This is a genomic window from Bradyrhizobium sp. CSA112 (assembly GCF_029051645.1).
Lineage (GTDB): Bacteria > Pseudomonadota > Alphaproteobacteria > Rhizobiales > Xanthobacteraceae > Bradyrhizobium.
Genome location: NZ_JAACFS010000018.1, coordinates 81489 through 106196 on the forward strand (window position 1 = coordinate 81489; position 24708 = coordinate 106196).

At 63.8% G+C, this 24708-nt stretch carries 24 protein-coding genes; 11 read left to right on the forward strand and 13 right to left on the reverse strand.

Annotated features, from left to right (window positions below; all coding sequences use genetic code 11):
* Positions 1-25 precede the first annotated feature (25 nt).
* Positions 26-856 carry an enoyl-CoA hydratase gene (locus tag GWE18_RS25815; RefSeq protein ID WP_275188508.1) on the forward strand — a complete coding sequence of 277 codons (831 nt, stop codon included), beginning with the start codon at positions 26-28 and terminating at the stop codon, positions 854-856.
* Between the two features lie 42 nt (positions 857-898).
* On the opposite strand, the gene GWE18_RS25820 is transcribed toward GWE18_RS25815, so the two are convergent.
* The gene (locus tag GWE18_RS25820) at positions 899-1531 is read right to left on the reverse strand and encodes a GNAT family N-acetyltransferase (RefSeq protein WP_275188509.1); all 633 of its coding nucleotides are present in this window, start codon (positions 1529-1531) and stop codon (positions 899-901) included.
* 69 nt (positions 1532-1600) lie between these two features.
* A complete protein-coding gene (locus GWE18_RS25825) occupies positions 1601-1804 on the reverse strand; it encodes a DUF1127 domain-containing protein (protein WP_275188510.1) in 204 nt (67 codons plus the stop codon).
* Between the two features lie 114 nt (positions 1805-1918).
* Between GWE18_RS25825 and GWE18_RS25830 the strand changes: the two genes are divergently transcribed.
* The 7 genes from GWE18_RS25830 to GWE18_RS25860 all read left to right on the forward strand — a co-directional run bounded on the left by GWE18_RS25830 (position 1919) and on the right by GWE18_RS25860 (position 11650).
* Positions 1919-2818, forward strand: coding sequence for a transcriptional regulator GcvA (locus tag GWE18_RS25830; RefSeq protein ID WP_275188511.1), 900 nt, complete (start codon positions 1919-1921; stop codon positions 2816-2818).
* Positions 2819-3007: 189 nt separating this feature from the next.
* Positions 3008-4399 carry an FAD-dependent tricarballylate dehydrogenase TcuA gene (gene tcuA, locus GWE18_RS25835; protein WP_275188551.1) on the forward strand — a complete coding sequence of 464 codons (1392 nt, stop codon included), beginning with the start codon at positions 3008-3010 and terminating at the stop codon, positions 4397-4399.
* A gap of 51 nt (positions 4400-4450) precedes the next feature.
* Positions 4451-5482 (forward strand): esterase, encoded by a 1032-nt coding sequence (locus GWE18_RS25840; protein WP_342804296.1) that lies wholly within the window; start codon positions 4451-4453, stop codon positions 5480-5482.
* Positions 5483-5512: 30 nt separating this feature from the next.
* Entirely contained in the window at positions 5513-6628 is a 1116-nt protein-coding gene (gene tcuB / locus GWE18_RS25845; protein WP_275188513.1) for a tricarballylate utilization 4Fe-4S protein TcuB, read from the forward strand.
* Positions 6629-6978: 350 nt separating this feature from the next.
* Positions 6979-8451, forward strand: a complete 1473-nt coding sequence (locus tag GWE18_RS25850) for an HlyD family secretion protein (RefSeq protein WP_275188514.1) — start codon at positions 6979-6981, stop codon at positions 8449-8451.
* Positions 8452-8480: 29 nt separating this feature from the next.
* Positions 8481-9674 (forward strand): hypothetical protein, encoded by a 1194-nt coding sequence (locus GWE18_RS25855; protein WP_275188515.1) that lies wholly within the window; start codon positions 8481-8483, stop codon positions 9672-9674.
* A complete protein-coding gene (locus GWE18_RS25860) occupies positions 9674-11650 on the forward strand; it encodes a cellulose synthase catalytic subunit (protein ID WP_275188552.1) in 1977 nt (658 codons plus the stop codon). Before GWE18_RS25855 ends, GWE18_RS25860 begins: the two co-directional genes overlap by 1 nt.
* A gap of 49 nt (positions 11651-11699) precedes the next feature.
* Here GWE18_RS25860 and GWE18_RS25865 read toward each other — a convergent pair whose 3' ends face one another.
* The 4 genes from GWE18_RS25865 to GWE18_RS25880 all read right to left on the reverse strand — a co-directional run bounded on the left by GWE18_RS25865 (position 11700) and on the right by GWE18_RS25880 (position 15002).
* Positions 11700-12305 (reverse strand): DedA family protein, encoded by a 606-nt coding sequence (locus GWE18_RS25865; RefSeq protein WP_275188516.1) that lies wholly within the window; start codon positions 12303-12305, stop codon positions 11700-11702.
* Between the two features lie 92 nt (positions 12306-12397).
* Positions 12398-12811, reverse strand: coding sequence for a Rieske (2Fe-2S) protein (locus GWE18_RS25870; RefSeq protein ID WP_275188517.1), 414 nt, complete (start codon positions 12809-12811; stop codon positions 12398-12400).
* Positions 12811-13920: an amidohydrolase family protein gene (locus tag GWE18_RS25875; RefSeq protein WP_275188518.1), complete on the reverse strand. Its 1110-nt coding sequence runs from the start codon at positions 13918-13920 to the stop codon at positions 12811-12813. The genes GWE18_RS25870 and GWE18_RS25875 overlap by 1 nt, the downstream gene beginning before the upstream one ends.
* The gene (locus tag GWE18_RS25880) at positions 13917-15002 is read right to left on the reverse strand and encodes an amidohydrolase family protein (RefSeq protein WP_275188519.1); all 1086 of its coding nucleotides are present in this window, start codon (positions 15000-15002) and stop codon (positions 13917-13919) included. The genes GWE18_RS25875 and GWE18_RS25880 overlap by 4 nt, the downstream gene beginning before the upstream one ends.
* Before the next feature lie 132 nt (positions 15003-15134).
* Here GWE18_RS25880 and GWE18_RS25885 point away from each other — a divergent pair, with 132 nt between their 5' ends.
* Together GWE18_RS25885 and GWE18_RS25890 are read left to right on the forward strand one after the other, a co-directional pair.
* Positions 15135-15617, forward strand: a complete 483-nt coding sequence (locus GWE18_RS25885) for a CinA family protein (RefSeq protein WP_275188520.1) — start codon at positions 15135-15137, stop codon at positions 15615-15617.
* A 117-nt stretch (positions 15618-15734) separates the two neighbouring features.
* Positions 15735-16625, forward strand: coding sequence for a hypothetical protein (locus GWE18_RS25890; RefSeq protein WP_275188521.1), 891 nt, complete (start codon positions 15735-15737; stop codon positions 16623-16625).
* Between the two features lie 164 nt (positions 16626-16789).
* Here GWE18_RS25890 and GWE18_RS25895 read toward each other — a convergent pair whose 3' ends face one another.
* The 3 genes from GWE18_RS25895 to GWE18_RS25905 form a co-directional block, all read right to left on the reverse strand.
* A complete protein-coding gene (locus GWE18_RS25895; protein ID WP_275188522.1) occupies positions 16790-18097 on the reverse strand; it encodes an HlyD family type I secretion periplasmic adaptor subunit in 1308 nt (435 codons plus the stop codon).
* A complete protein-coding gene (locus GWE18_RS25900; RefSeq protein WP_275188523.1) occupies positions 18094-19839 on the reverse strand; it encodes a type I secretion system permease/ATPase in 1746 nt (581 codons plus the stop codon). The genes GWE18_RS25895 and GWE18_RS25900 overlap by 4 nt, the downstream gene beginning before the upstream one ends.
* A gap of 384 nt (positions 19840-20223) precedes the next feature.
* A complete protein-coding gene (locus GWE18_RS25905) occupies positions 20224-20493 on the reverse strand; it encodes a GlsB/YeaQ/YmgE family stress response membrane protein (protein ID WP_057849015.1) in 270 nt (89 codons plus the stop codon).
* 142 nt (positions 20494-20635) lie between these two features.
* Here GWE18_RS25905 and GWE18_RS25910 point away from each other — a divergent pair, with 142 nt between their 5' ends.
* A complete protein-coding gene (locus GWE18_RS25910) occupies positions 20636-20875 on the forward strand; it encodes a hypothetical protein (protein WP_275188524.1) in 240 nt (79 codons plus the stop codon).
* A gap of 167 nt (positions 20876-21042) precedes the next feature.
* Here the strand turns inward: GWE18_RS25910 and GWE18_RS25915 are convergent, their stop codons facing one another.
* The 4 genes from GWE18_RS25915 to GWE18_RS25930 are packed head-to-tail and all read right to left on the reverse strand — an operon-like array spanning position 21043 to position 24705.
* Positions 21043-22026 carry an ABC transporter ATP-binding protein gene (locus GWE18_RS25915; protein ID WP_275188525.1) on the reverse strand — a complete coding sequence of 328 codons (984 nt, stop codon included), beginning with the start codon at positions 22024-22026 and terminating at the stop codon, positions 21043-21045.
* Positions 22023-23435: an amidase gene (locus GWE18_RS25920; protein ID WP_275188526.1), complete on the reverse strand. Its 1413-nt coding sequence runs from the start codon at positions 23433-23435 to the stop codon at positions 22023-22025. The genes GWE18_RS25915 and GWE18_RS25920 overlap by 4 nt, the downstream gene beginning before the upstream one ends.
* Positions 23432-23629 carry a hypothetical protein gene (locus GWE18_RS25925; protein ID WP_275188527.1) on the reverse strand — a complete coding sequence of 66 codons (198 nt, stop codon included), beginning with the start codon at positions 23627-23629 and terminating at the stop codon, positions 23432-23434. The genes GWE18_RS25920 and GWE18_RS25925 overlap by 4 nt, the downstream gene beginning before the upstream one ends.
* The gene (locus GWE18_RS25930; RefSeq protein ID WP_275188528.1) at positions 23626-24705 is read right to left on the reverse strand and encodes an ABC transporter ATP-binding protein; all 1080 of its coding nucleotides are present in this window, start codon (positions 24703-24705) and stop codon (positions 23626-23628) included. Before GWE18_RS25930 ends, GWE18_RS25925 begins: the two co-directional genes overlap by 4 nt.
* Positions 24706-24708 lie beyond the last annotated feature (3 nt).

Here is a 24708-nt window from a genome sequence, read left to right on the forward strand (position 1 = left end):
ACAGAAATCAATTACTGGGGGACCCATGACCACCGAAACCAAAATCGACACCGGCACCGACGAACTGCTTTGCGTGATCCGCGACCGCGTCGCCATCATCACGCTGAACCGCCCCGAGGTGCGCAACGCAATGTCGGACACGCTGACGCCGGCCCTGCGCACGATGATCAAGACCTGCGGCGAGAACCCCGATGTCGGCGTGCTCTTGCTCACCGGCGCGGGCGCCGCATTCTGCGCCGGCGGCAACGTCAAGGGCATGGGCGCGCACCGCGACAAGAAAAAGCTCGAAATGTCCGATGAGGAGAAGGTCGCCGATCTGCAGGAGCGGCAGCGGCTGCTGACCGGCGCGCTGGCATCGGTGCGCAAGCCGACGATTGCCGCACTCCCCGGCCCAGCGGTCGGTGCGGGGCTTGCGATCGCGTTGGCATGCGACATCCGCATCGCCGCGCAGTCGGCGTTCGTCTCGACAGGCTATCTCCGTGTGGCCCTCTCCGGCGACTACGGCATCGCCTGGCTGCTGACGCGGCTGGTCGGGACCTCGCGGGCGCGCGAACTGATGTTCACCGCCGAGAAGGTCGATGCGGCCAGGTGCGAGGCGATCGGCCTCGTCAACCGCGTGGTGCCTGATGACAGACTGCAGGCCGAGGCCTTTGCGCTCGCCAGGTCTATGGCGGAGGGGCCGACGCTGGCGCTTCGCTATATGAAGGACAATCTCGACGAGGCGCTGCAATTCGACTTCGCCACCGCCCGCGACCACGAGGCCGAACGTCTGGTCCGCCTGACCACGACCGCCGATCACAAGGAGGCCGTGCAGGCCTTCATCGACAAGCGCAAGCCGGTGTTTTCAGGCCATTGAGAAAAAGCCCGGTTCTGGTGCAGCCAGAACCGGGCTCAGTTGTCAGACCGCAAGCGAGGACATTGCGCTGGGAGAGACGGCGGCAAGCCGCCAACTGGCGCAGGGGATATCTTGCGGTTCGACATGGGTCTGTTCTTGGATCGGTTTTTGGAAGCGCGTCAGCTTCCAGTCGCCGGGGGTATTGGTGAAGGCGTAGCCCGACTTGCGGGCGAGCGCGATCATTGCGTCATTCGAGCGCAGCGTGTCGCCGAACAGGCGCGCGGCGCCGAACGAAGCCGCGCGACATTCAAGATTCTTCAACAGCGCCTTGCCGATGCCCCGGCCCTGCCAGCGGTCGCCGATCGAAAGGCCGAACTCGATGCTTGTGGTATCACCGTCAAAGGCATAGCGCGCCTCGCCCACGATGGTCTCGCGGCCGTCAATCCGCATGGTCGCGACCACGCTGAATCGATCGGCCTCACCGACATGGATGAAGCGCTCGAGCTCAGACGGCGACAGTTCGCTGGCCGCGCCGAGGAACCGGTTGTAGCGGGAGCGCGTCGACAGCGAGCGGAAATAGTTCTGCAGCGCCTCCGCATCGCGCGGCTCGACGAAGCGTACGGTTACCAGCTCGCCATGATGCGCGCGCAGCACGTCGGAATATTGCCTGAGATCGTCGAGCCGCATCGTGGTCATCGGTCACTCCCGCGGAGCAAAAAATCGGCTGGCGTCCCCGTGATCGGGCGGCGCCAGCCTGGCTGCCATTCAAGCCCGCCAGAACGGCTTTTCGGCTTCGTAGGCGACATCGCTCCAGGAGATGCCGATGTCGTGCAGCTCCCGCTCCGACCAGCTCGCCAGCTCGCGTCGCGACCGGTAGCGCTGCCGCCAGACATGAAGGGTTTCGGCCAACTGGGCCAAGAGCCCCGGTTCATGATGATTTATCATCGATTCATGGGTGTAAGTGGACATTTTCGGCTCCTGTAGCTAATCTGTCTTCGCGAATATCGGCCCTACAGGGGCTTTTCACAAACGACACTTTGTACCGTTTCGGATGATATAAACTCATGCATCTGAGGCCCTAAAATGACTGCCAGGCTGCCGTCGCTGAATGGATTGCGGGCATTTGAGGCCGCGGCCCGGCATTTGAGCTTCACGCAGGCGGCGTCCGAGCTGAACGTCACGCAGACCGCGATCAGCCACCAGATCAAGCGGCTGGAGGAAGAGCTCGGCGTTCGCCTGTTCATCCGCCAGAACCGCTCGCTGGCGCTGACGGCGGAAGCGCAGGACTACCTTCCGGGCATCCGCGCCGCCTTCAACGATCTCCGCCTCGCGACCGACCGCCTGCTGCGCAAGGACGACGACCGTGTGCTGACGGTGTCGACGCTGGCGTCGCTGGCCGCCAAATGGCTGCTGCCGCGACTCGCCTCGTTTCAGGAAGCCCATCCCGGCATCGACGTGCGCATCACCACGTCGACCAGCCTGGTCGACTTCCAGCGCGACAAGGTCGACGCAGCCATTCGCTACGGTCGCGGCCAGTGGCCGGGCGTTCGCGCCGACTGGCTGATGGCGGACGAGCTGTTTCCCGTGTGCAGCCCCGCGCTGCTCAAGGGCAACAAGCCGCTGAAATGCCCCGAGGACCTCAGGGACCACGTGCTGCTGCACACCAGCAACGCCAACAGTGACGACTGGCGGCTGTGGCTGACCGCGGCCGGACTGCCGGCCGATTTTTCCAAACAGCCAGGCGCCACCTTCGATATGATCTTCATGACTGTGCAGGCCGCGATCGACGGCGTCGGCGTCGCCATGGGACGCACCGCCTATGTGCAGGAGGACATCGCCAAGGGCCGGCTGGTTGTTCCCTTCAAGATCTCGCTGCCGGTCGATGCCGGCTTCTATCTGGTCTCGCCGTCGGGGCGAACCGATCCGCCAAAGCTGTCGGCCTTTCGGCATTGGCTGCTTGCCTCGGTGCAGAACCATCTCTGACCGCGCGGATATTCGCGCGCCGCATGCGACATCGTCGCATGCAGCTGCGCAGATCACCGATGCGAGCGCACGCCGCGCGTGACGCGGTCGCTCTGTCAGGCTAGAAAAACGCCGGGGCCGATGGATCTGCCCGCCGGGGCGCCGGTGTGATTTCCATGCCAACAACGACAACAAGAGCGCATGGTCGATTTGACTCAAAAATTCGATGTGCTGGTGATCGGCGGCGGCAATGCCGCCCTCTGCGCCGCCATCGGCGCCCGCCGCGCTGGCGCCTCTGTGCTGGTGCTGGAGGGCGCGCCGAAATTCTATCGCGGCGGCAATACCCGCCATACCCGCAACATGCGTTGCGCGCACGATGCCGCCACTGACATTCTCACCGGTCCTTACACGGAAGACGAATTCTGGGACGATCTGTTGCGCCTGACCGGCGGGCAGACCGACGAGGAACTGGCAAAGTTCATGATCGCCGAGTCCAAGGACATCCTGAATTGGATCGTCGAACAGGGCGTGCGCTGGCAGCCCTCGCTCGGCGGCACGCTGAGTCTTGGCCGCACCAATTCGTTCTTCCTCGGCGGCGGGCGTGCGATGCTGAACGCGCTTTATCTCACGGCGGAAAAACTCGGCGTCGAGATCGTCTACGACGCCGAGGTCACCGACCTCCAGATCGAGGACGGCATGTTTCTTTCCGCGACGCTGAAGCAGCCGATCGATGGCGCCAGCGAAATCCGCGCGTCCGCACTGGTGGCCGCCGCCGGCGGGTTTGAGGCCAACATCGAATGGCTGAAGGAGTATTGGGGCGAGGCGGCCGACAATTTCCTGATCCGCGGCACACCCTATAACCGCGGCTCGATCCTGAAAATGCTGCTCGACAAGGGCGTGCAGGACATCGGCGATCCCACCCAATGCCATGCGGTCGCGATCGACGCCCGCGCGCCGAAATTCGACGGCGGCATCATCACGCGGCACGACTCGGTCGTGTTCGGCATCGTCGTCAACAAGCATGCCCAGCGCTTCTATGACGAGGGCGAGGACATCTGGCCGAAGCGTTACGCGATCTGGGGCCGGTTGGTGGCCGCGCAGCCGGACCAGATCGCCCACATCATTTTCGATTCTACAGTGGTGACCAGCTTCATGCCGACGCTGTTTCCGCCGATCGCGGGTGCGACACTTGCCGAACTCGCCGGCAAGCTCGGACTGGAGCCAGCCGCGCTGGAGAACACCGTCGCCGATTTCAACGCCGCAGTTCGGCCCGGCACCTTCGATCACACCATCCTGGACGATTGCCGCACTGAGGGATTGACGCCGCCCAAGACGCATTGGGCGCGCAAGATCGAAACGCCGCCATATCTCGCCTATCCGGTGCGGCCCGGCATCACCTTCACCTATCTCGGCACCCGCGTGAACAGGCAGTCGCGCATCGTGATGAAGGACGGCAAGCCTTCCGCCAACATGTTCGCGGCCGGGGAGATCATGGCCGGCAACGTGCTCGGCAAGGGTTATGCGGCCGGCATCGGCATGACCATCGGCAGCGTGTTCGGACGGGTTGCGGGACGGGAAGCGGCGAAGAATGCGAGGAATTAACGCGAAGCGCTTCGCCCCGCTTGCGAGGAGAGGGAGCCAAAGGGAGGATTGATGATGCGCGTAGCGATTGTCTCTGCTGTTGCAGTTCTGATGTCCGCGACGCTGGCCAACGCGGCCGAGCCGATCGCGCTGCGCGACATGGGCTCGTTCCATGTCGGCGGGAGGCTTGTCGAAATTTCCGGCAAGCCGGTCAAGGAAGTCACCTTCACGCCGGGCGGCGTACCCGCAAAGGTCGATCCCAACGGCACCTATCAGGTCGAGCAGATGTATGTGCAGTACTTTCTGCCCGCCAACGAAAAGGGCGCCTATCCGCTTCTGATGTGGCACGGCGGCGGCCTAACCGGCGTCACTTACGAGACCACGCCGGACGGACGCGAGGGCTGGCTGAACTATTTCCTGCGCAGGGGTTGGGCCGTGTACAATTCGGATGCAGTCGAGCGCGGCCGCGCCGGCTGGGCGCAGTATCCTGATATCTTCAAGAGCGAGCCGGTGTTCCTCACGACCGCCAATCCGTTCGAACGCTTTCGCATCGGTGACGGTGCCGGCTCCTACAATCCGGACCCGGCCAAGCGAAAGCTGATGCCGGGCAGCCAGTTCCCGAACGAAGGCTATGAGAATTTCGTCAAGCAGAACGTGCCGCGCTGGACCACGACCGATGATGCGATTATCGCCGCCTATATCGCCGAGATCGACCGCGTCGGTCCGTCCATCATCCTGTTCCACAGTCAGGCCGGCAGTTTCGGCTTCAAGGTGGCGCAGGCACGGCCGGACAAGGTCAAGGCGCTGATTGCGATCGAGCCCGCCGGGGTCGGCGATCCCGCCAAGGTCGATGTCCTCAAAAACATTCCGACGTTGATCGTCTACGGCGACTATATCGAGAAGGATTCGCGCTGGCCGAAAATCCGCGCCAACGGCATCGCCTTTGCGAACGCCATCAAGGCCGCGGGCGGCAGCGTCGATGTCGTCGACCTCCCGCAGGCCGGCATCAAGGGCAATTCGCACATGGTGATGATGGACAAGAACAACGCCGAGGTCGCGGACCTGATCCAGAAATGGCTCGAAGGCAAGGGGCTGACGAAGTAACCGGGTTCGCCCGAAGGCAGGAAGCAACGGATGCACGGAACGCGAATCCTTGACGAAGCCGACCGCCTGATGACGGTCTGCAATTCCTGCCGTTATTGCGAAGGCCTCTGCGCGGTATTTCCGGCTATGGAAATGCGACGCGCGTTCTCCGACGGCGACCTCAACTACCTCGCCAATCTCTGCCATTCCTGCGGCGCGTGCTACACCGACTGCCAGTTCTCGCCGCCGCATGAATTCAACGTCAATGTACCGAGGACGCTGGCGGTGGCGCGGGCCGAATCCTATGCGGCCTATGCGTGGCCGCGCGCCTTCTCCGGCGCCTTCGCGCGCAATGGGCTCGTCATCAGCCTTGTTGCCGCGCTCAGCGTCGCCGCGTTCATTTTCGGTTTTGCCGCCTTGCACGACCGTCAGGTGCTGCTCGGCGTCCATACCGGCCCGGGCGCGTTCTACAAATTGATGCCGCATAACGCGATGGCGGCGCTATTCGGCGCGGCATTTCTCTATGCGATCGTGGCGCTGGTAATGGGCGTACGGGCGTTCTGGCGCGACATCGGTGAGCCCGTTGGCATGAGGACCGACATGGCCGCACTGCTGCAAGCCATCCGCGATGCCGGCGAGTTGCGCTATCTCGACGGCGGCGGGGTCGGCTGCTTCAACGAGGACGACCGTCCGACCGATCGTCGCAGGCTCTATCATCACCTGACATTCTACGGCTTTGCATTGTGCTTCGCCTCTACCTGCGTCGCGACGCTCTATCACTATCTGCTGGCACGCGAGGCCCCATATGCATGGTGGGATCTGCCTGTCGTGCTAGGCACGCTGGGCGGCATCGGACTGCTGATCGGGCCGATCGGTTTGCTCGCTGAGCGATGGAAGCGCGATCCCGTGCTGGTCGATGAAGCGCGCTACGGCATGGATGTCGCGTTCATCGTGATGTTGTTTCTCACCAGCCTGACCGGCATGGCGCTGTTGATGCTGCGCGAGACGGCGGCGATGGGCCCGCTGCTGGCGCTGCATCTCGGCGTGGTGTTCTCGCTGTTCGTCACCATGCCCTACGGCAAGTTCGTGCACGGCATCTACCGCTTCGCCGCGCTGGTGCGCTATGCGATGGAGCGAAGAGCGATGGCACAGGGGACGGCGGAGTAAGGTCGCCGTCTTTCCACGTCATTGCGGGCGGACCGTCTCGCGGCGGTCGGCTCCCTCCCCCCTTGCGGGGGAGGCCCTAACCCCCGCAAGAGGGAACGGAACAGACCTCTCGTGCGGTAGCGATGATGTTGGGAGCGCGGCGTTCGTTCATGATGATGTCGCAGATGTGATCGCTGGAAACGCGAGTTCACCGCGCATTTTCGGCCGAAAGTTTCTGCGGCTTTTTCCCGAACTGACCCGAACCAATCGCGCCCTGCATTGTTTGCAGTGCATTAACAAGGCCGCCGGAGAAACCGGAGCCGGTTCGTGAGGAAGCGCTTTTTCGGGCGCCACCAACCGAGAGAGAGCTGATGAACAATCTATTCAACGCCGGTGCGACTGGACGTTCCTCCGGATTCGAGCACGGCCTCCCACCGGGAGCCCGGCGCCACCCGACCATCCTGAGAGTTTCCGCCGTCGGTGTCGCTGGGCTGTTGTCGGCATTGATGGTGACGGCCGTGGCTCCGCCGATCACCGCCGACCAATCCGACCGCGCCGTTGTCAACGCGCCGGTGACGCTGCTGACCGCACCGATCGGCGGCGAAATCGACACGCTGACGGCGCTTCCCGGCCGCGACGTTCGCGACGGCGACAAGCTGGCGCAGATCAGCAATCCAAGGGTCGACCGCAGCACGCTGATCTCGTTGGAAGAAAAATCATCCGATGCGCGCCAGAAGCTCGACGCGACGCGGGCAAAGGGCGCATCCGACCACGCCTATGTTGCTTCCCTCGAGGCCGAACTCGCCAGCCAAACTGAGCAGCTCAAGATGCAGTTCCAGTCGCAGATCGAGGAGCTGCGCGCCCGCGTGTCGCAATCCAATGCCCAGAGCGGCGAAAAGAAGGTTTTGGTAGAACGGCAAAGCAACCTCGTGACGCGCAATACGGCGAGTACGGAGATGCTCAGGCCGACCACGCAGCAATATGCCGCGGCCATGCACAATTCGGACGCGGAACGCGCCAAGCTCAATCAAAAGATTGCGCAGCTCAATGCCTTGAACAGGGGCATCTATGTCGGAGAGGAACTGGTTGTGCTCAACAATCTGGCGCAAAAGCGCAGGGACATCGATCTCGACGCCCAGCGCATGGAGATCGAGGAGCGGCAGCAATCTGCCGTCCTCGGCGACCTGGAGCGCCTGATCGACGCCGAGCAGAGGCGGCTTGCGAGCCTGGCAGGAGCGGACGTCCTTTCTCGCGGCCCCGGCAAGGTGCTGACCATCGGCGCTGCGATGGGGCGTCACGTCAACGCCGGCGATACCATCAGCTCCGTTGTTGATTGCGACAAGCGCTTCGTGGTTGCCATTTTCTCGTACCGGCAAGGACAGAACATGATGCCTGGCACCCGTGTCCGCATCGACGGGAGTACGTTCCGTACCGGAATCGTCAGCGCGGTGTTGCCGAAGACCAGCGACAAGGTCGATGAGCGCTTTGCCGTGCCGTTTCCGCAAACCGAGCGGCGCGAGCTCTATGCGATCATTACGCCGGAAGGCGCGAACGAGGCTGGCGCGCCGGTGCGGGAAACGCAGGCTTCGGATACTGCAGCCTGCCCGGTCGGCCAGTGGGTTACCGTCACGCGCGACAACGGCATGGTGCCGTCGATGTCGGTCACCTGGCAGCGGCTCGGCAATCTCATGGCCTCGTGGTCGCATGATGATGGCCGCAACAGCGAGACCGCGCAAAACCATCCGATCGATGCGGATACACGCCGTGCCGGCATGGCCCAGCCGGTGGCGCCGAAGGCCGATGAAAACTGGTGGTCCCGCACTCGCACGTTCGTATCGCGATGAAGCACGCGATCGGAATGGCGTTATGTGCAATGGTCCTAGGTTCGATGGCGGTTGCGAGCAAGCAGCCGGAAAAGGGCGGCGGCCCGTTTTGCGCCGGGCTGAACAAGGCGGTGGCACCGCTGACCGGCGAGGCCGATGCCGTCTTCATCCGCAGTTATGAACCCGGCGCTGGCGAAGCAAACCTGCCGGCAGGCATTGCCACGACGGCGTTTGTTTATGACAACGCGCTCGCCGTCATTGCGCTGATCGCCTGCGGCAACGTGCCGGATGCCAAACCGATCGGTAACGCATTGAGCCGGGCGGCCCGCAACGACCGAACTTTTCACGATCATCGAGTGCGCAACGCCTATCGCGCCGGCCCCGTTGGCAACGGGGGTCCGATTCTACCGGGATGGTGGGATGAGCACGCCAGGATCTGGGCCGAGGATGCGGCGCAGGACGGCACCTCGACCGGCAACGTTGCATGGGCGGCCTTGGCGCTGCTGACGCTGCACCAGGCGACGCACGATCGGCAGTATCTCGCCGACGCCGGAAGCCTGATCGATTGGGTCATCGCCACGACCGCCTGCGGCGATGGGTTCTGCGGTGGCGTTCATGGCTACGATCCGCAGCAGGTCACGCTCACCTGGATGTCGACCGAGCACAATGCCGACGTCCACGCCGCCGCGAGCTGGCTGTTCCGCCTGACCGGCGAGCCAAAATACGCCGACGCGGCCGGGCGGGCCCGGCGGCTGCTCGACCGTACCTTCCGCGGAAATCACTTCCTGCTCGGCACAAAGCCCGACGGCAGTCTTGCGAATGAAGGCCTGCTCGCGCTCGACGCTCAGCTTTGGCCATGGATGGCCGTGCCGGATGCGCCTGCGGCGTGGCGAAGCACGCTTGATTTCGCGCAAACTCACCTGGCGGTAGACGGCGGCTTCGATTTCAACGGCGACCGCGACGGCGTCTGGGTCGAAGGAACGGCGCAGGCGGCATTGGCCTACCGGATCAGCGGCAACACACCGCGGAGCGATCGGCTGCTGGCCAGTTTGAAAGCCGACCAAACGCGCTCCGGTCTACTCAACGCCGCACGCACCGCGCGACTGACGACGGGGTTGTCGATCGATCCCACCGGCAACGTACCCGACTTCTTCTACTACCGCCGCCCGCACCTCGGCGCGACGGCGTGGGCGGCGCTGGCCGAAACAGGTTGGAATCCGTTCACCGGGGAAAAGATACGATGATGTTCCCAAGCGCCGGCGATGACCTATCGATCCTCACCATGGATATTGGAATCCTCCTTGGGCTTCTGGTGATGGCGCGACTGCTGGATCCGCTGCATGCCAAGGACCGTATCCTGTTCGGCATCACGACTTCAGCCCTTCTGATCCTCTATGCGCTCTGGCGATGGAACGATACGTTGCCGCCATTTGCGCTATCGGCCGAAAGCCTGTGGCCGCGGCTGTTCATCTCGTTTGAATCTCTTGCCATTCTCTACACGCTGACCTCGATCGTCATCCTGTTCCGCAGCACCGATCGCTCCGCGCAGGCCGACGCGGCGCAACGTGAACTATCCGGATCGCGTGGCTTCCCCGCCGTCGACATCTTCATCTGCACCTATGACGAGCCGCTCGAAATCCTCGAACGATCGATACTCAGCGCGCTGGCGCTCGACTATCCCAATGCGACGGTCTGGGTGCTCGACGACACCAGGCGCGACTGGCTGCGGGAGTATTGCGAAAAAGTCGGTGCTCGTCATGTGACGCGGCCAGACAACAACGGCGCCAAGGCCGGCAATCTCAATAACGGGCTAATGACGACCGAGCGCGAGACCAATGCGCCCGTTATCCTGGTGCTCGACGCCGATTTTGCCCCACGGCAGGATTTTTTGAAACGCACGGTCGGCCTGCTGTTGTCCGATCCGGAAGTTGCGATCGTGCAGACGCCGCAGTACTACCATAACGCCGACCCGATCCAGCACAATCTGCTCGCCGGGAAGAGCTGGGTCGACGATCAACGCTTCTTCTTCGACGTCTTTCAGCCTGCCAAGGACGCGTGGGGCTGCTCGTTTTGCGTCGGCACTTCCTTTGTCGTTCGCCGCGACCGGCTTGACGAAATCGGCGGCTTCCCGCAGCAAGCGATTTCGGAAGACATCAATCTCACTTACACGATGCTTGCGCACGGCTACCGTACCTGGTGGCTGAACGAACCGATCAGCTTCGGGCTTTCCGCTGAAGGCATCCCCGAATACATCACCCAGCGCGCTCGCTGGTGCCTTGGCACTATACAGGTCGCTCTGCTCCGCAATGGCCCGCTATTCGGCCGCGGCTTCAGCTTCACCCAGCGCTGGCACTATTTTCACGGGGTGCTGAACTGGCTCAGCAAGCCATTCATGGTATTGCTGCTGATCGCGCCGACGATCTACTGGTTCGGCAGCCTGCCCGCCTTCGAAGCCGACTACCATACCTTCCTGCGCTACGGCCTGCCGGCGCTGCTCGGTCAAATCATCTACATGAGCTGGATCTCGCGCGGGCGGACGCTGCCGTTATTCATGGAGGCCACCCACGCGGTCACCTGCTTTGCGGTTACCGCGACGCTCTTGAGCGCCATCGTCAAGCCGTTCGGCCGCCCGTTCAAGACCACCGACAAAGGCGGCGACCGCTCGACGCCACGCGTGCATTGGAAGCTTGCAGCGATCTTTGGACTGATCGCCGCAAGTTCTGCCGCCAGCATCCTCTGGGCGTTCATCTCGCCCTATGCGGCCAACGAGATTTCCTCGCTCGACTTCTTCAATCTGCTGTGGGCCGGCATCGCGATGCTGATCGCCTTCATCGCGTTTCTCGTCTGCTTCGAATTGCCCCGTCCTGGCGACATGTTCGAAACCGATGAGCCTGCCTGGCTGTCGGGCGAAGGGAAAATCCTGTCGTGTCGCCTGCTCGCGGTGTCACCGACCTCGGTGCGCTTTTCGGGTCCGGCCGGCAATGCCCTCGAGCTTGCGGGCTGGCGGTATCAGATTCATCTGGATGGGTTGGGATGGACCGACATATCCATGGTCTCGCGATTCCGCGAGACAGTGCTGGCGCGCCTTGAACCTACGGCCGAACAATATCAGCGGCTGGTAGTTCGGCTTTTCAGCACATCTCACGGCAACATCGCCAATGAAGCCAGCCTGCGCGGCGCGCTGGCCGGATTGCTGCGACGGGGATTCCTCGGCGCCTGAAGCGGTATGCACGTCCCATCGACATCAGTACAGGCGAGCGTACCTGGCTTCAGTACCGCTCCACGATCTGATCGAGCTTCCTGCTGAGCAACCAGGACAGGCCGAGGAATGCGACCAACATCACGATACCCAGGCCCGAAGAGGCATTGTTGATCGACTTCTCCGAGAACTGACCGAAGGCATAGCCGGCCGAGACAACGGCGCCGGACCAAAGACCTGCCGCGACGAAGTTGAGCGCAAGGAAAGTCGACCAGGGCAGCCGCGATATTCCGTAGGCAAACCCCGCGATCCCGCGGACGCCGTGCGGGAAACGGTGAAACAGGATCATCCAGACATAGTGGCGCTCTGTCAGCCGGACTGCGGTCTGGACGGGGCGCTCAAACCGCGGGAAACGATCGAGCAAGCGGAGGCCATAACGCCGCCCGATCCAGAAGCGAATGACGTCGCCGGCGAAACTGCCGAACCAGCAGACCGCGATGAGCGTTCCAAGACCCAGCGCACCCGAGTGCGCCGCGTAGCCCGCAAATAGCGCAAGCAGCAGGCTATGCGAGGCCGCATAGGCAAACATCAGGCTGTAGGCCACGTCGCCGTGCTGGCGTATGATGTCGAGGAACGAGGTGAGGTCCGTCGGAAACAGCAATGTAAGCGCACCCACTCATGTGAAAAGTTCCCCCAGATGAGTGGGTTCGGTCTGAACGCTAGCACTTCGCGGAAGGACACGGAAGCCCAATGGGCAGGCCACGGCAGTTACAAATCCACCACCACGTAATCGCTCTCGACCGATACGGCGATCGTCTCCGCGACATACGGCCCCTTCACCACGGCGGCTCCCGGCTCGACATTGACGGGATAGGCCCGGGCGCGGAAGCGCTTGGGGTCGCAGTAGGATTGCCCGGTGCGGATGTCGAATTCCCAGCCGTGCCAGGGGCAGCGGATGATCTCGCCGAGTTTTGTGTATTCGACCTCGCCCGGATTGGAGGATTGCGCCAGCCCGATCAGCGGGCCTTCGCACAGCGCTGCGCCCTGATGCGGGCAGCGGTTCAACAGGCCGAAGAACTCGCCCTTGACGTTGAAGATCGCGATCGGCCGTCCGTCGATGTCGAGGAATTTTCGCGTCCCCGGCGGCAGCTCGTCCACCGGGGCAATCACATGACGCACCATCAAGAGATCCCGTACAGCTTCTTCGCGTTGCCGAGATAGAACGCTTCGCGGTTGGCGTCGCTGACGCCGGCCGGCAGCACGCGCGACGGCTCATCAAAGTCCCAATGCGGGTAGTCGGTCGCGAACAGCAATTTGTCCCAACCGATCCATTCGATCGTCTCGAACAGATGATCGCGCCGCTCCGGGTCTTCCATCGGCTGCGTGGTCCACCAGACGTGATCGCGGATGTATTCGGACGGCTTGCGCTTGAGATGCGGCACCTCGCTGTGCAGCCGCTCGAAGGTCTTGTCGAGCCGCCAGCCCAGCGACGGCGCCCAGCCGAAGCCGGCCTCGATCATCACCATCTTCAGGTCAGGATAACGCTCGAACACGCCTTCGAGCACGAGGCTCGCAAGTGCGGTCTGCTGGCACTGCGAATGGCCGACCATCTCCTCGATGTAGAAGCTCGGCCAACCCGAGGGGGTGAGCGGATTGCCGCCGAAGCCGAAGGCATGGACGCCCACCGGCAGGCCGATCTCCTGCGCCGCCTCGTAGACCGGCCAGTAGCGGCGCTGGCCGAGCGGCTCGACATTGCGCGAGAGAAGCAGCACCTGTACGAAATTCGGATCGCCCGCGCGCTTGCGGATCTCTGCGGCAGCGGAGATGCCGTCCTCATTGGCGACGACGATCGAAGCCTTCAGGCGCTCGTCCTTGCTGGTCCATTTCTCGATCTGCCAGTCGTTGATTGCGGAGCAGATCGCGCCGGCCAGATCCTGGTTGCGCAGGCCCTGTCCGCTGGCGAGCGGATTGAGCACGCCGAGGGCCACGTTGTAGGGATCGAGGAGCTGCTTCTGCATGAAGGACAGCGAGGAGCCCTGCGGCCCGCCTTCCGGCGGCCAGGCATCGCGGCGCGAGGCGTTGGGCTGCGCCTTCGGATAGGGCGGGCCTTCCATCATGCCGTGATAGGCCTGCTTGCCATAGGTCTCGAGATGCGCGTGCCAGCGCTTTTCCAGGAAGGGGTAGAGCTCGGTCGCGGTCGCGCGGGCCGGATGGATGTCGCAATCGGCAATGGCTGATTTGACGCTGACAGACGCTGACGACTCCGGACGGTCGCGGAACTGGATGTTCATGGCGTCGCCTCCTGTGTCACTGTCTGCTTCAACCGGCCGTAGGTCTTAAGCGGATTATCGATCATGATCTTGCGGACCAGATCGGACGAAATTCCCTCGGGCAGCACCTCGTCGCCGTCGAATTGCCAGTGCGGATAGTCAGTCGAGAATAAGAGCAATTCGTCGGACTGCATATGGTCAAACAAGCGGTTCAGGGTTGCCGAATCGGGCGGCGCATCGACCGGCTGCAGCGAGAAGCGGATATTGCTGCGCACAATCTCCAGCGGCGTGCGATCGACCCACGGCGTTTCCATCCGTATGCCGCGCCAGAACTTGTGCAGCCTCCACAGATAGGCCGGCAGCCAGGTGAAGCCAGATTCCAGCATCACCATCTTGAGATTCGGATGGCGGGCGAACACGCCCTCGACGATCAGGCTGGTGAGCTGGGTCTGGAACGCGGTCGCCTGCGCGACATAGTCCTCGATGTGGTAGGAGCCCCAGCCGATCGAGGTCGGCGGATTGTGATAGGCGCTGCCGGCATGGACGCCGATGGTGAGGCCCAGCCGTTCGGCGGCGGCGTAGATCGGCCAGTAGGCGCGTTTGCCCAAGGGCATGTCGCCCATGACCAGCATCAGCACCTGGACGAACCGACTATCCCTGGCGCAGCGCTCGATCTCGGCGACCGACTTCTCGACGCTTTGCGTCGGGATCACGATCGAACCGCGCAGTCGCTCGTCCTTGTCGAGCCACTCTTTGGCCAGCCAGTCGTTCAGCGCGCGGCAGAATGCGTCCTGCATGTCCTCGGAGAACACCATCTGCACGCCATAGAGCGGATTGCAGATGCCGTAAGCTGCGGCGAAACGGTCGAGCGCCTGCTTCTGCATGTCGGCAAGATCAGCGCCCGGCTTGCCCTGCGCCGGCCGCCAGTCCGGCCGCGAGGAGATCGGCGAATTGGTCGGATAGGATTGCGAGACCAGGTCGGTCATGCCGCGCGTCGTCACCTGGTCGCGCCAATAGTCGTTCATATAGGGCAACAGGCTGGTCAAATGCGGAACGGCGGGATGCAGATCGCAATCCACGCCGCCCGCGATCGGCGACGTCATGGTGTTTCCTCGTGTGCCGCCTCAGTGCGGTCGTTTGAGGTATTCAATCAGGGCAGCACGCGCGCCGCAACTCGGCAGGCGTGGACCTCCTGTGCTAGGAAGACATGACTGGCGGGACTTTTGGGAGTTGAAATGAAAGAGCTCATAACGATAGCCGAACAAATCGCCGCTCAATTGATCGCGCGCAAGCAGACGATTGCGGTTGCGGAATCCTCAACCGGCGGCCTGATCTCGGCGGCACTGCTGTCGGTGCCGGGCGCATCCGCCTATTTCCTCGGCGGTGCCGTGGTCTACACTCGCGATGCGCGGCGGCTGTTGATGGACATTCCGGACGAGGCGATGAAAGGCATCCGCTCGGCGTCCGAGCCTTATGCAAAACTTCTGGCGAGTCAGGTGCGCCAGCGCTTCTCGACGGATTGGGGATTGTCGGAAACCGGCGCGACGGGTCCGACCGGCAACCGCTATGGCGACGCCGCCGGACATTGCTGCACGGCGGTAGCGGGTCCGGCGCAATCGGTATTCACGCTGGAGACCGGAAGTGCGGACCGGCAAACCAATATGCAGGAGTTTGCGAAGACGGCGTTGAATCTGCTGCTGGAGAATTTGTCGAAGTGAGGACCCGATGTGTAGGGTGGGCAAAGCGAAGCGTGCCCACCATCTTCTACGGAGTGCTGATGGCGGGCACGGCGCGATGCGCCTTTGCCCACCCTACGAATCCCGAGGACCGCACCCATGCCACCACAGTTCGACCGCGCCGCAGAAGATCTCGGCAACTCGATCCATTTCGAGCATGTCAACGTCACGATCCCCGATCAGCGGCTGGCGACGCTGTTCTACATCGCCGGCCTCGGGCTGACCCGCGATCCCTACCTGATGGTGTCGGACAGCAACATGTGGGTCAATGTCGGCAGGAGCCAGTTTCATCTGCCGGATGGCGCGCCGCAGGTGCTGCGCGGCCATACCGGCATCGTCATCGCGGGCCGCGAGGCGCTGCTGGCGCGACTGGCGTCGGTCGCGAAGAAGCTGGAAGGAACATCGTTTGCGTTCAGCGAGTGCAACGATCATGTCGAGGCGATCTGTCCGTGGGGCAATCGCGTGCGCTGCTATGAGCCTGATGCCGCGCGCTTCGGGCGCATCACGCTCGGCATCCCCTATGTCGAGTTCGACGTGCCGGTCGGGACCGCGAAAGCCATTTGCGCCTTCTACCCCGCGATCATGGGGATGCCGGCCGAACTCTTGAACGGCGACGGCATCGTGGCGCGCGTCAAGGCCGGCAAGGATCAGTATCTGCAATTCCGCGAGACCGACCAGCAGCTTCCGGAATTCGACGGGCATCACGTGCAGATCTACATCACGGACTTCTCAGGCCCGTACCGCCGCCTGCGGGAGCGCGGCCTGATCTCGCAGGAAGACAACCAGTATCAATACCGCTTTCGCGACATCATCGACCCCGACGGCGGCAGGCATCTGTTCACCGTCGAGCACGAGGTGCGCAGCGCCACGCACCCGATGTTCATGCGGCCGCTGGTCAACCGCAACCCGGCCGAGACCAACCGCACCTACGCGCCGGGGCATGAGCAGTGGGCTTGGGCGATGGGGCCGGATGAATATGACAGAAGGTAGCGGCTGTTCGAGACACTCCGGCCTGTCGGTCGTCCCTGCGAACGCAGGGACCCCATACGCCGTGTCGCGCGTGTTGGGAGACGCTGTTCGACGGCTTTCGTCCAGCAACTAACATTGGTGGTTATGGGTCCCTGCGTTCGCAGGGACGACAGCGGAGAGTGTCCTCACCGCTCCCTGAACGAGCGCATCAACTGGTCGCTGAACGGCTTCATCAAATAGGAGAACATGGTGCGGTCGCCGGTTTGCACGAAGGCTTCCACCGGCATGCCCGGGATGATCTTGACCTCGCCGAGGCGGGCGACTTCGTCCGGCGGCATCGAGACGCGGATGGTGTAGTAGCTTTGGCCGGTGCGCTGGTCAGTGGTGACATCGGCCGAGACGCGCGTCACCACACCATTGAGCTCGGGCGTGGTGCGCTGGTTGAAGGCGGATAGCCGCAGCAACGTCTTCTGGCCGATCTGCAGCTTGTCGATGTCCTGCGGATTAACCTTGGCCTCGACCGAGAGATCGTCCGCCCGCGGCACCACCATCATGATGGCGTCGCCTGCGGTGATGACGCCGCCGACGGTATGAACCGTGGACTGCAGCACGACACCGTCCTGCGGCGCGCGTATGTCGATGCGGCGGAGCTGGTCCTCGGCGGTGACCTTGCGCTCAACGAACTCGCCGATCTTGTCGTTGGCCTCGCGAAGATCCTTGGAGACCTCGCTGACCACGTCCTTGTCGATCTGGATGATCTGCAGTTCGGTTTCGGTGATCTTGCCCCTCGCCTGCGCACGCGCGGCGATGTATTGCGCGCGCTCGCCCGACAGCCGGGCAAGGTCGCGCTCCAGCACCGTCAGGCGCGAGATCTGGATCAGGCGCTGCTCGTAGAGCTGGCGCACACCGACCAGTTCCTTCTCCACCAGCGCGATTTCCTTTTCCTTGGCCTGTTCCTGCGCCGTGAGGCCCGAAATTTCCTCATTGAGCTGCGCCACCCGCTCGCGCAACTGCGATTTCTGCCCCGCACGGCCGAACACGCGCACCTCGAACAGTTTTGTTTCGCTCGCGATGACGTCGCGGACGTCGGGATCATCGGCGCGATCGGTCAGCATCGACGGGAACTTGATCTTGTCGAGCCCGCGCTGCTCGGCCTCCAGCCGCGCGGCGCGCGCCCACAATCCGTTCAGCGTCTTGACGACGATGGCCAGACTCGCCTTGACCACGGTCTCGTCGAGACGCACCACGACGTCGCCCGCCTTGACGATGTCGCCGTCACGCACCCGCACCTCGCCGACCACGCCGCCGGTCGGGTGCTGCACCTTCTTGACGTTGGAATCGACCACCACCGAGCCCGGTGCGATCAGCGCGCCTGAGATCTGCACCGTGGAGGCCCAGCCGCCGAACCCGCCGGCCAGCACCAGCATCAGCGCAAGACCCAGGATGAGATGCGAGCGTATCGAGCGGCGCGCGCCTTTCAGCTCACCGGTCATTTTTTCGCGGCTCCTGCTTCGGACACAATCTTGATCGGCGGCGGCGGCGACGGCACCCGCTGCAGCACCTGGCCGAGCACGGTTTCCTTCTGACCGAACGCCTGCATGCGGCCGTCCTTCAGGACCAGCAATTGATCGACCGCCTCGATGCCGATCGGCCGGTGCGCCACCACGACCACGATGGCGCCGCGCTCGCGCGCAGCACGTACCGCGCGGGTCAGAGCCTCGTCGCCCTCGCTGTCGAGATTGGAGTTCGGCTCGTCGAGCACGATCAGGAACGGATCGCCGTAGAGCGCTCGCGCCAGCGCGACGCGCTGCGCCTGCCCCGCCGAAAGCGCCGCGCCCTGCTCGCCGATCTGGGTGTCGTAGCCCTCGCGCATCTTGATGATCATCTCATGCACGCCGGCTTCCTTGGCGGCGGCGATGATCGCTTCCGACTTCGCTTCCGGATCAAAGCGGCAGATGTTCTGCGCCACGGTGCCGGCGAACAATTCAACGTCCTGCGGCAGGTAGCCGATGTGGCGGCCGAGCACGTCCGACGACCACTGGTCGAGTGCCGCGCCATCGAGCCGCACCTTGCCGCGGACCGGCATCCAGACGCCGACCAGCGCGCGCACCAGCGACGACTTGCCGGAACCGCTCGGGCCGATGACGCCGAGGCCAGTGCCGGCGTCGACGGCGAAATTGACGTCCTGCACGATGACGCGCTGGTCGCCCGGCGGCACGATGCTGACGGCTTCGACCGACAGCCGCTTGGTCGGTGCCTGCAGCAGGGTCTGCTGGTTCGATGCCGGCATCTGCTCCAGCAGCTTGCTGAGGCGATGCCAGCTCTGGCGCGCGGCCATAAATCCCTTCCAGTGGGTGATGGCGAGGTCGACCGGTGCCAGCGCCCGCGCGCTGAGGATCGAGCCCGCAATGATGATGCCGGCGGTGGCTTCCTGGTGGATCACCAGATAGGCGCCGACCCCAAGCACCGCCGATTGCAGCATCATGCGCAGGACCTTGGCGACCGCCCCCAAGCCGCCGGCGATGTCGCTGGCGCGCTGATTGCCCGCCAGATAGGTCTCGTTGGCCTCGCTCCAGCGGCTGGTCAGGCGTCCGGACATGCCCATCGCGACCAGCACTTCGGCGTTGCGCCGGCTGGTGGCGGCCAGATCGTTGCGCCGCGCCGCCAGTGTCATCGCCTCCTTGGCCGGCGTGCGCGACAGGAACTCGGTGATCAGCGTCAGCGTCACCAGAATGATGGCGCCGGCCAGCGCGGTGACGCCGAGCAGCCAGTGAAAGGCGAAGCAGATCAAGAGGTAGAACGGTAGCCACGGCAGATCGAAGAATGCGCCCGGTCCCATGCTGCCGAGAAACGACCTGACATTGTCGAGGTCGCGCAGCGGCTGCAGGCCCTCGTTGCGGCTGCCGACCATCAGCGGCAGGCGCACCACGGTTTCGAACACGCGCGTGTTGATCGCTTCATCGAGCGCAGTGCCGATGCGGCCGAGAATCCGCCCGCGGATCAGATCGAGGCCGCCCTGGGCAACGTAGAGGCCGCCGGCAAGAATCATCAGACCCACCAGGGTCGGCACGCTGCGGCTCGGCAGCACGCGGTCGTAGACCTCCAGCATGAAGATCGAGCCGGTGAGATACAGCAGATTGATCATGCAACTCATGACGCCGACGCCGATAAAGGCGCTGCGACAGGCGCGCAGCGCTTCACCGAGTTCGGACCGCCGGACCGGAGCGACTGCCATAAATGCGTGTCTCTTCAAAAGGATCAGGTGACGGGCTGGTTTTACCGATGTTTTTGGACACCGTCTATTTTAAGTCACGTTAACCCCAATCCAGTTCATACCCGTGAAGAGGGGGATGACGACGGAAACCGCCTGTTTGGGCAGCAAATTTGACGCCGGCGCCAGCCGCTCGGCGGGTTCGGGCCTCAGGCCGCCCGGAAACGGGACTGGGATCACGGACATCGAGACCCAGCTGAGCTTGACATGGAGGTCGAGCCGCACGCCGCTTCCGGCGCGACCTCACCCGCTATCTTCCACCGCACTTTACGGCCGGGCTAACCGGAGGGCGCCAGGCGACCTGCGCAGGTCCCTGCCGCTGACTTCAAGCCATCGGGCTGTAGGTAACTATAACCGCCCGCCGGTGCGGACCAGCCGCACGACCAGCAGCAGGATGACGGCGCCGATGGTGGAGTAGACGATCTCCGACACCAGCCCGGTGCCGAGGCGGATGCCGAGCTTCGGAAACAAGAGGCTTGCGAGCAGCGCGCCGGCGATGCCGACGATGATGTCGCCGATGATGCCAAAGCCGGTGCCGCGCACGATCTTGCCGGCGAGCCAGCCGGCCACCAGACCGACGAAGAGAATGACGAGAATGCCTTCGTTGGAAATCTGCATTTGAAGCCCCCGGATGTTGCGGCGCGTCGCGTCCAGCCGAACGATAGCTATAATTGCCCGATGTGACGACCCAAAAACTTTTGCGGCTTGCAGCGGCTGTCGCAGCGTTGAAACTTTTTTCCGCCACACGCGTTATGCAGCCATGAAGAAGGGCGACATTTGGTATGTGACTTTTGGTCGAGACAAGACGGACGAGACTGCGCAGAGCACGACCCGCTCGACCCGAACCTTCAAATCTGAAATCGACGCCAAGCTGTTTGCGATGCAGATCCTGGCCAAGGGCTGGTCCGCCAGCGCAGGCACGCTCAATCCCCATCAGCCCAAGCAGATCGTAGGACCGTCTCAGATCGAGCGCTGGGCCGATCCGGGGCTCGGTGGCTAACTGTTCTCTTGTCCCGGACGCGGTGCAGCGTGAAGCGCTGCGCCGCAGAGCCGGGACCTACCTACTGCCACAGCGTTTGGACCCCGGATCAGCAGCGCACCACGCCGCGAAGCGCGGCGCGCTGCGCAGCATCCGGGGAATGCCGCGCGCAGCCCAGGCTCATCATATCAGTTCGCCGCAGAAGTTTCCGCCGCCTCCGCCAGCACGCAGCGCGCGGTTCTATCCGGCGATACTTGCACGTTGGGCGGTAAGCGTTCGGTGCAGCTCGGCTGCGCGAACGTACAACGCGGCGCAAACGAGCAGCTCGCGGGCGCCTTGTCGAGCGAGGGCGGCGTCCCCGGGATCGTCTCCAATCGCTGGCCGCGCTTGGCGCCATGGACGGTCGAGGCCAGCAAGCCCTTGGCATAGGGATGAACCGGCGAGCGCACGATGTCGCGCAGGCGTCCCTGCTCCACGATCTGGCCGGCATACATGACCGCGACGCGGTCGCAGATTTCAATCGCCACGCCGATGTCGTGGGTCACGAAGATCACGGACATGCCGAACTCCCGCTGCAATTCGCGGAGCAGCAGCAGGATCTGAATCTGCACGGTGGCGTCCAGCGCCGTGGTCGGCTCGTCGGCCAAAAGAATCTTCGGCTTGCAGGCCAGGGCGAGCGCGATCATCGCGCGCTGCCGCATGCCGCCGCTCATCTCGTGCGGATAGGCATCGAGGCGACGCCTGGCGGAGGGAATGCGAACCACCTCCAGCATTTCCAGCGCGCGGGCCATCCCTTCCTTCTGGCTCTTGCCTTCATGGCGCATCACGCTTTCCGCGATCTGGTGGCCGATCGTGTAGACGGGGTCGAGCGCCAGCGCCGGCTCCTGGAAGATCATGGAGACGGTCTGGCCGCGGAACGCCGAGAGCTGCTCGTCGTTCATCGCCAGCACGTCGCGGCCCAGCACCTTCACGCTGCCCGAAATCTGCGTCCGCTTCTTCGGCAACAGCCGCATCAGCGCCCGCAAGGTCACGCTCTTGCCCGAGCCGGATTCGCCGAGCAGGCCGAGCACCTCGCCCTCGCCAAGCGTGAGCGAGATATCGTTGACGGCATGAACCGTGCGCTCGCCCGTGAAGCGGATGTTGAGGTCGCGGATTTCGACGAGATTGCTCATGCAGCTTTCGGTACCTGCTGGTGATAGTCGGTGGCGCGCTGGAACGCCGCGCCGATCCGTGACAGCCCGGCCTCATCGAAGGGGCGGCCGATCAACTGCATGCCGACCGGCAGGCCCTTTCCGGTGAAGCCTGCGGGAATCGCAAGCGACGGCAGGCCGAGATAATTGATCGGCCGGGTGAAGCGCGTGATGCGCTGGATCACGGCTTCCGCGTCGAGGCTGTTGCCAACATCGCTCTCGGCAATGGTCGCCGCCGGCATCGGCGCGACCGGCGCGATCACGGCATCGGTGCCGGTAACCGCCGCGAGGTACGCAGCCAGCGCCGGACCGCGCCAGCGCATCGCTTCGAGATAGGTCACGGCGGGAATGGCGAGCCCGTTCTGCAGCCGCATCAGCACCTGCGCGCCATAATCCTGCGGCCGTTCGATCATCCAACGCTTGTGGAAGGCGGCGGCTTCGGTGGCGAGCACGATCTGGCAGGCGGCGGTGAGCTGGCGCTGGTCCGGGAGCTCGATCTTGACGATTTCGGCGCCCTCTCTCTTGAGGGTAGCGATGGTCTCGTCGAGCACCCGTGCCACTTCGGAATCGAGATCGTCGACATAGAAGGCGGTCGGCACGCCGATCTTCACGCCCTTGAGCGAGCCTGTGGTCGCGGCCATGTAGTTCGGCACCGGGCGCGTCGAGGCGGTGGGATCCTCGGGATCAGCGCCAGCCATCAGCCCGATCAGGAGCGCGCAGTCTTCGACGGTTTGTGCGAGCGGGCCGACTGTGTCGAGCGATTGCGATAGCGGCATCGCGCCGGCACGGCTGATAAGGCCGACCGTCGTCTTGAAGCCGGTGACGCCGCAGAAATGCGCGGGCATCCGGATCGAGCCGCCGGTGTCGGAGCCCAGCGCCGCAAAGGTCAGCCGCGCCGCGACCGCCGAGCCCGAGCCGGACGACGAGCCGCCGGTGATGTGATCGACATTCCAGGGATTGCGCACCGCGCCGTAATGCACGTTGTGGCCGGTCGGGCCGTAGGCGAACTCGACCATCTGCAGCGAGCCGAGCCGGTGGGAGCCGGCATCCCTCAGGCGCTGCAGCGCGGTCGAGGTCGTCGTAGCCACGAATTCGCGCCGGATTTTTGAGCCGCAGGTCACGACCTTGCCGGCCTCGTAATACATGTCCTTGTGCGCCATCGGCACGCCGTGCAGCACACCCAGATTCTTGCCCTTGGCGAGATCAGCGTCGGCGGCGTCAGCGGCAGCAAGCGCCTCCTCCGCCTCGATCGCCATGAACGCGTTGACGCGCGGCTGCCATTGCGCGATCCGGTCGAGACAGGACTGCGTCACCTCACGCGAGGATAATTTTTTGCCGGCGATCGCCTTGGCGACCGACACCAGCGACATCAAGGCCGGTTCGCCGCTCATTTCGACACCTTGGCGTTCTGCACGAGAAGGAAGCTTGCAGGCTCGAGATCCATCGGCAGCGTGCCCGCGATCGGCGCAAAACCGTCGAAGGCCGGGCCGATGGAATTGGCGATGCGCGCGGAAACTTCCGAATCCTGCGGAACGCCGGCGACGTCGGTCATTACCTTGACCTGTTTGGGATCGGGTCTTGTCATGCGGCGGTTGCTCCCTTGTCATTTTCTTTGGCCGGTGCGCGGCTGTGCCCGGAGCCGGCAATGGCCATGTAGCACGCCGCCTGATGGCCCATTGTATCGACATCGCTGAGTTCTGGCGTCGCATTTGCGCAGAGCGGCTCCGCAAATGGACATCGGGTGTGAAACCGGCAGCCGGATGGCGGGTCGATCGGGTTGGGCGGATCGCCCGAGATCGGCGGTGTCTCGGTGCGGTTGTCGGGGTCGGAAGATGGCATCGCGGCCAGCAGCGCCCGCGTATAGGGATGCGCCGGCGCATCCCAGACCTTGTCGACCGGGCCGAGTTCGACAACTTCGCCGAGATACATAACCAGCACGCGGTCCGAGATGTAGCGCACCACGTTGAGATCATGGCTGATGAATAAGTACGTGAGGCCGAACTCGCGCTTCAGGTCCGCCAGCAAATTGAGCACTTGCGCTTCGACCGATTTGTCCAGCGCCGAGACGGCTTCATCGAGGATCACGAGCCGCGGCGACAGCGCCAGCGCACGCGCGATGTTGACGCGCTGGCGCTGGCCACCGGAAATCTCGTGCGGATAGCGGTTGGCGAAGGTTTCGGGCCGCAGGCCTACCTTGCCGAGCAGCTCGCGCGCCAGCATCCGCGCGGCAGCATCCGCCATGCCGTGAACCTTGGGGCCGAACGCGATCGAGTCCTCGATGGTCAGGCGCGGGTTGAGCGAGGCGTAGCTGTCCTGAAACACCATCTGCATGCCGCGGCGCAATTCACGCAGCGACAGCGCGCGGCCGACTTGCATGCCGTCATAGACGATATCACCGGCATCGCGCTTCATCAGATGCATCAGCAGCCGCGCCGTGGTCGACTTGCCGCAGCCGGATTCGCCGACGATCCCGACCGTTTCGCCCTTGGCGATGGAGAAGGAAACATTGTCGACCGCGCGCACGGTCTTGCGAGGACTGAACAGATCGCCGCGCACCGGGAAATGCTTTGTCAGCCCCGATACCTGCAACAGCGGCTGCGCTGCGCCGCCGACGTCCTCGACCTGTTCCAGTAGTTCGACTGAACGGCTTGTCTCACTCATCGC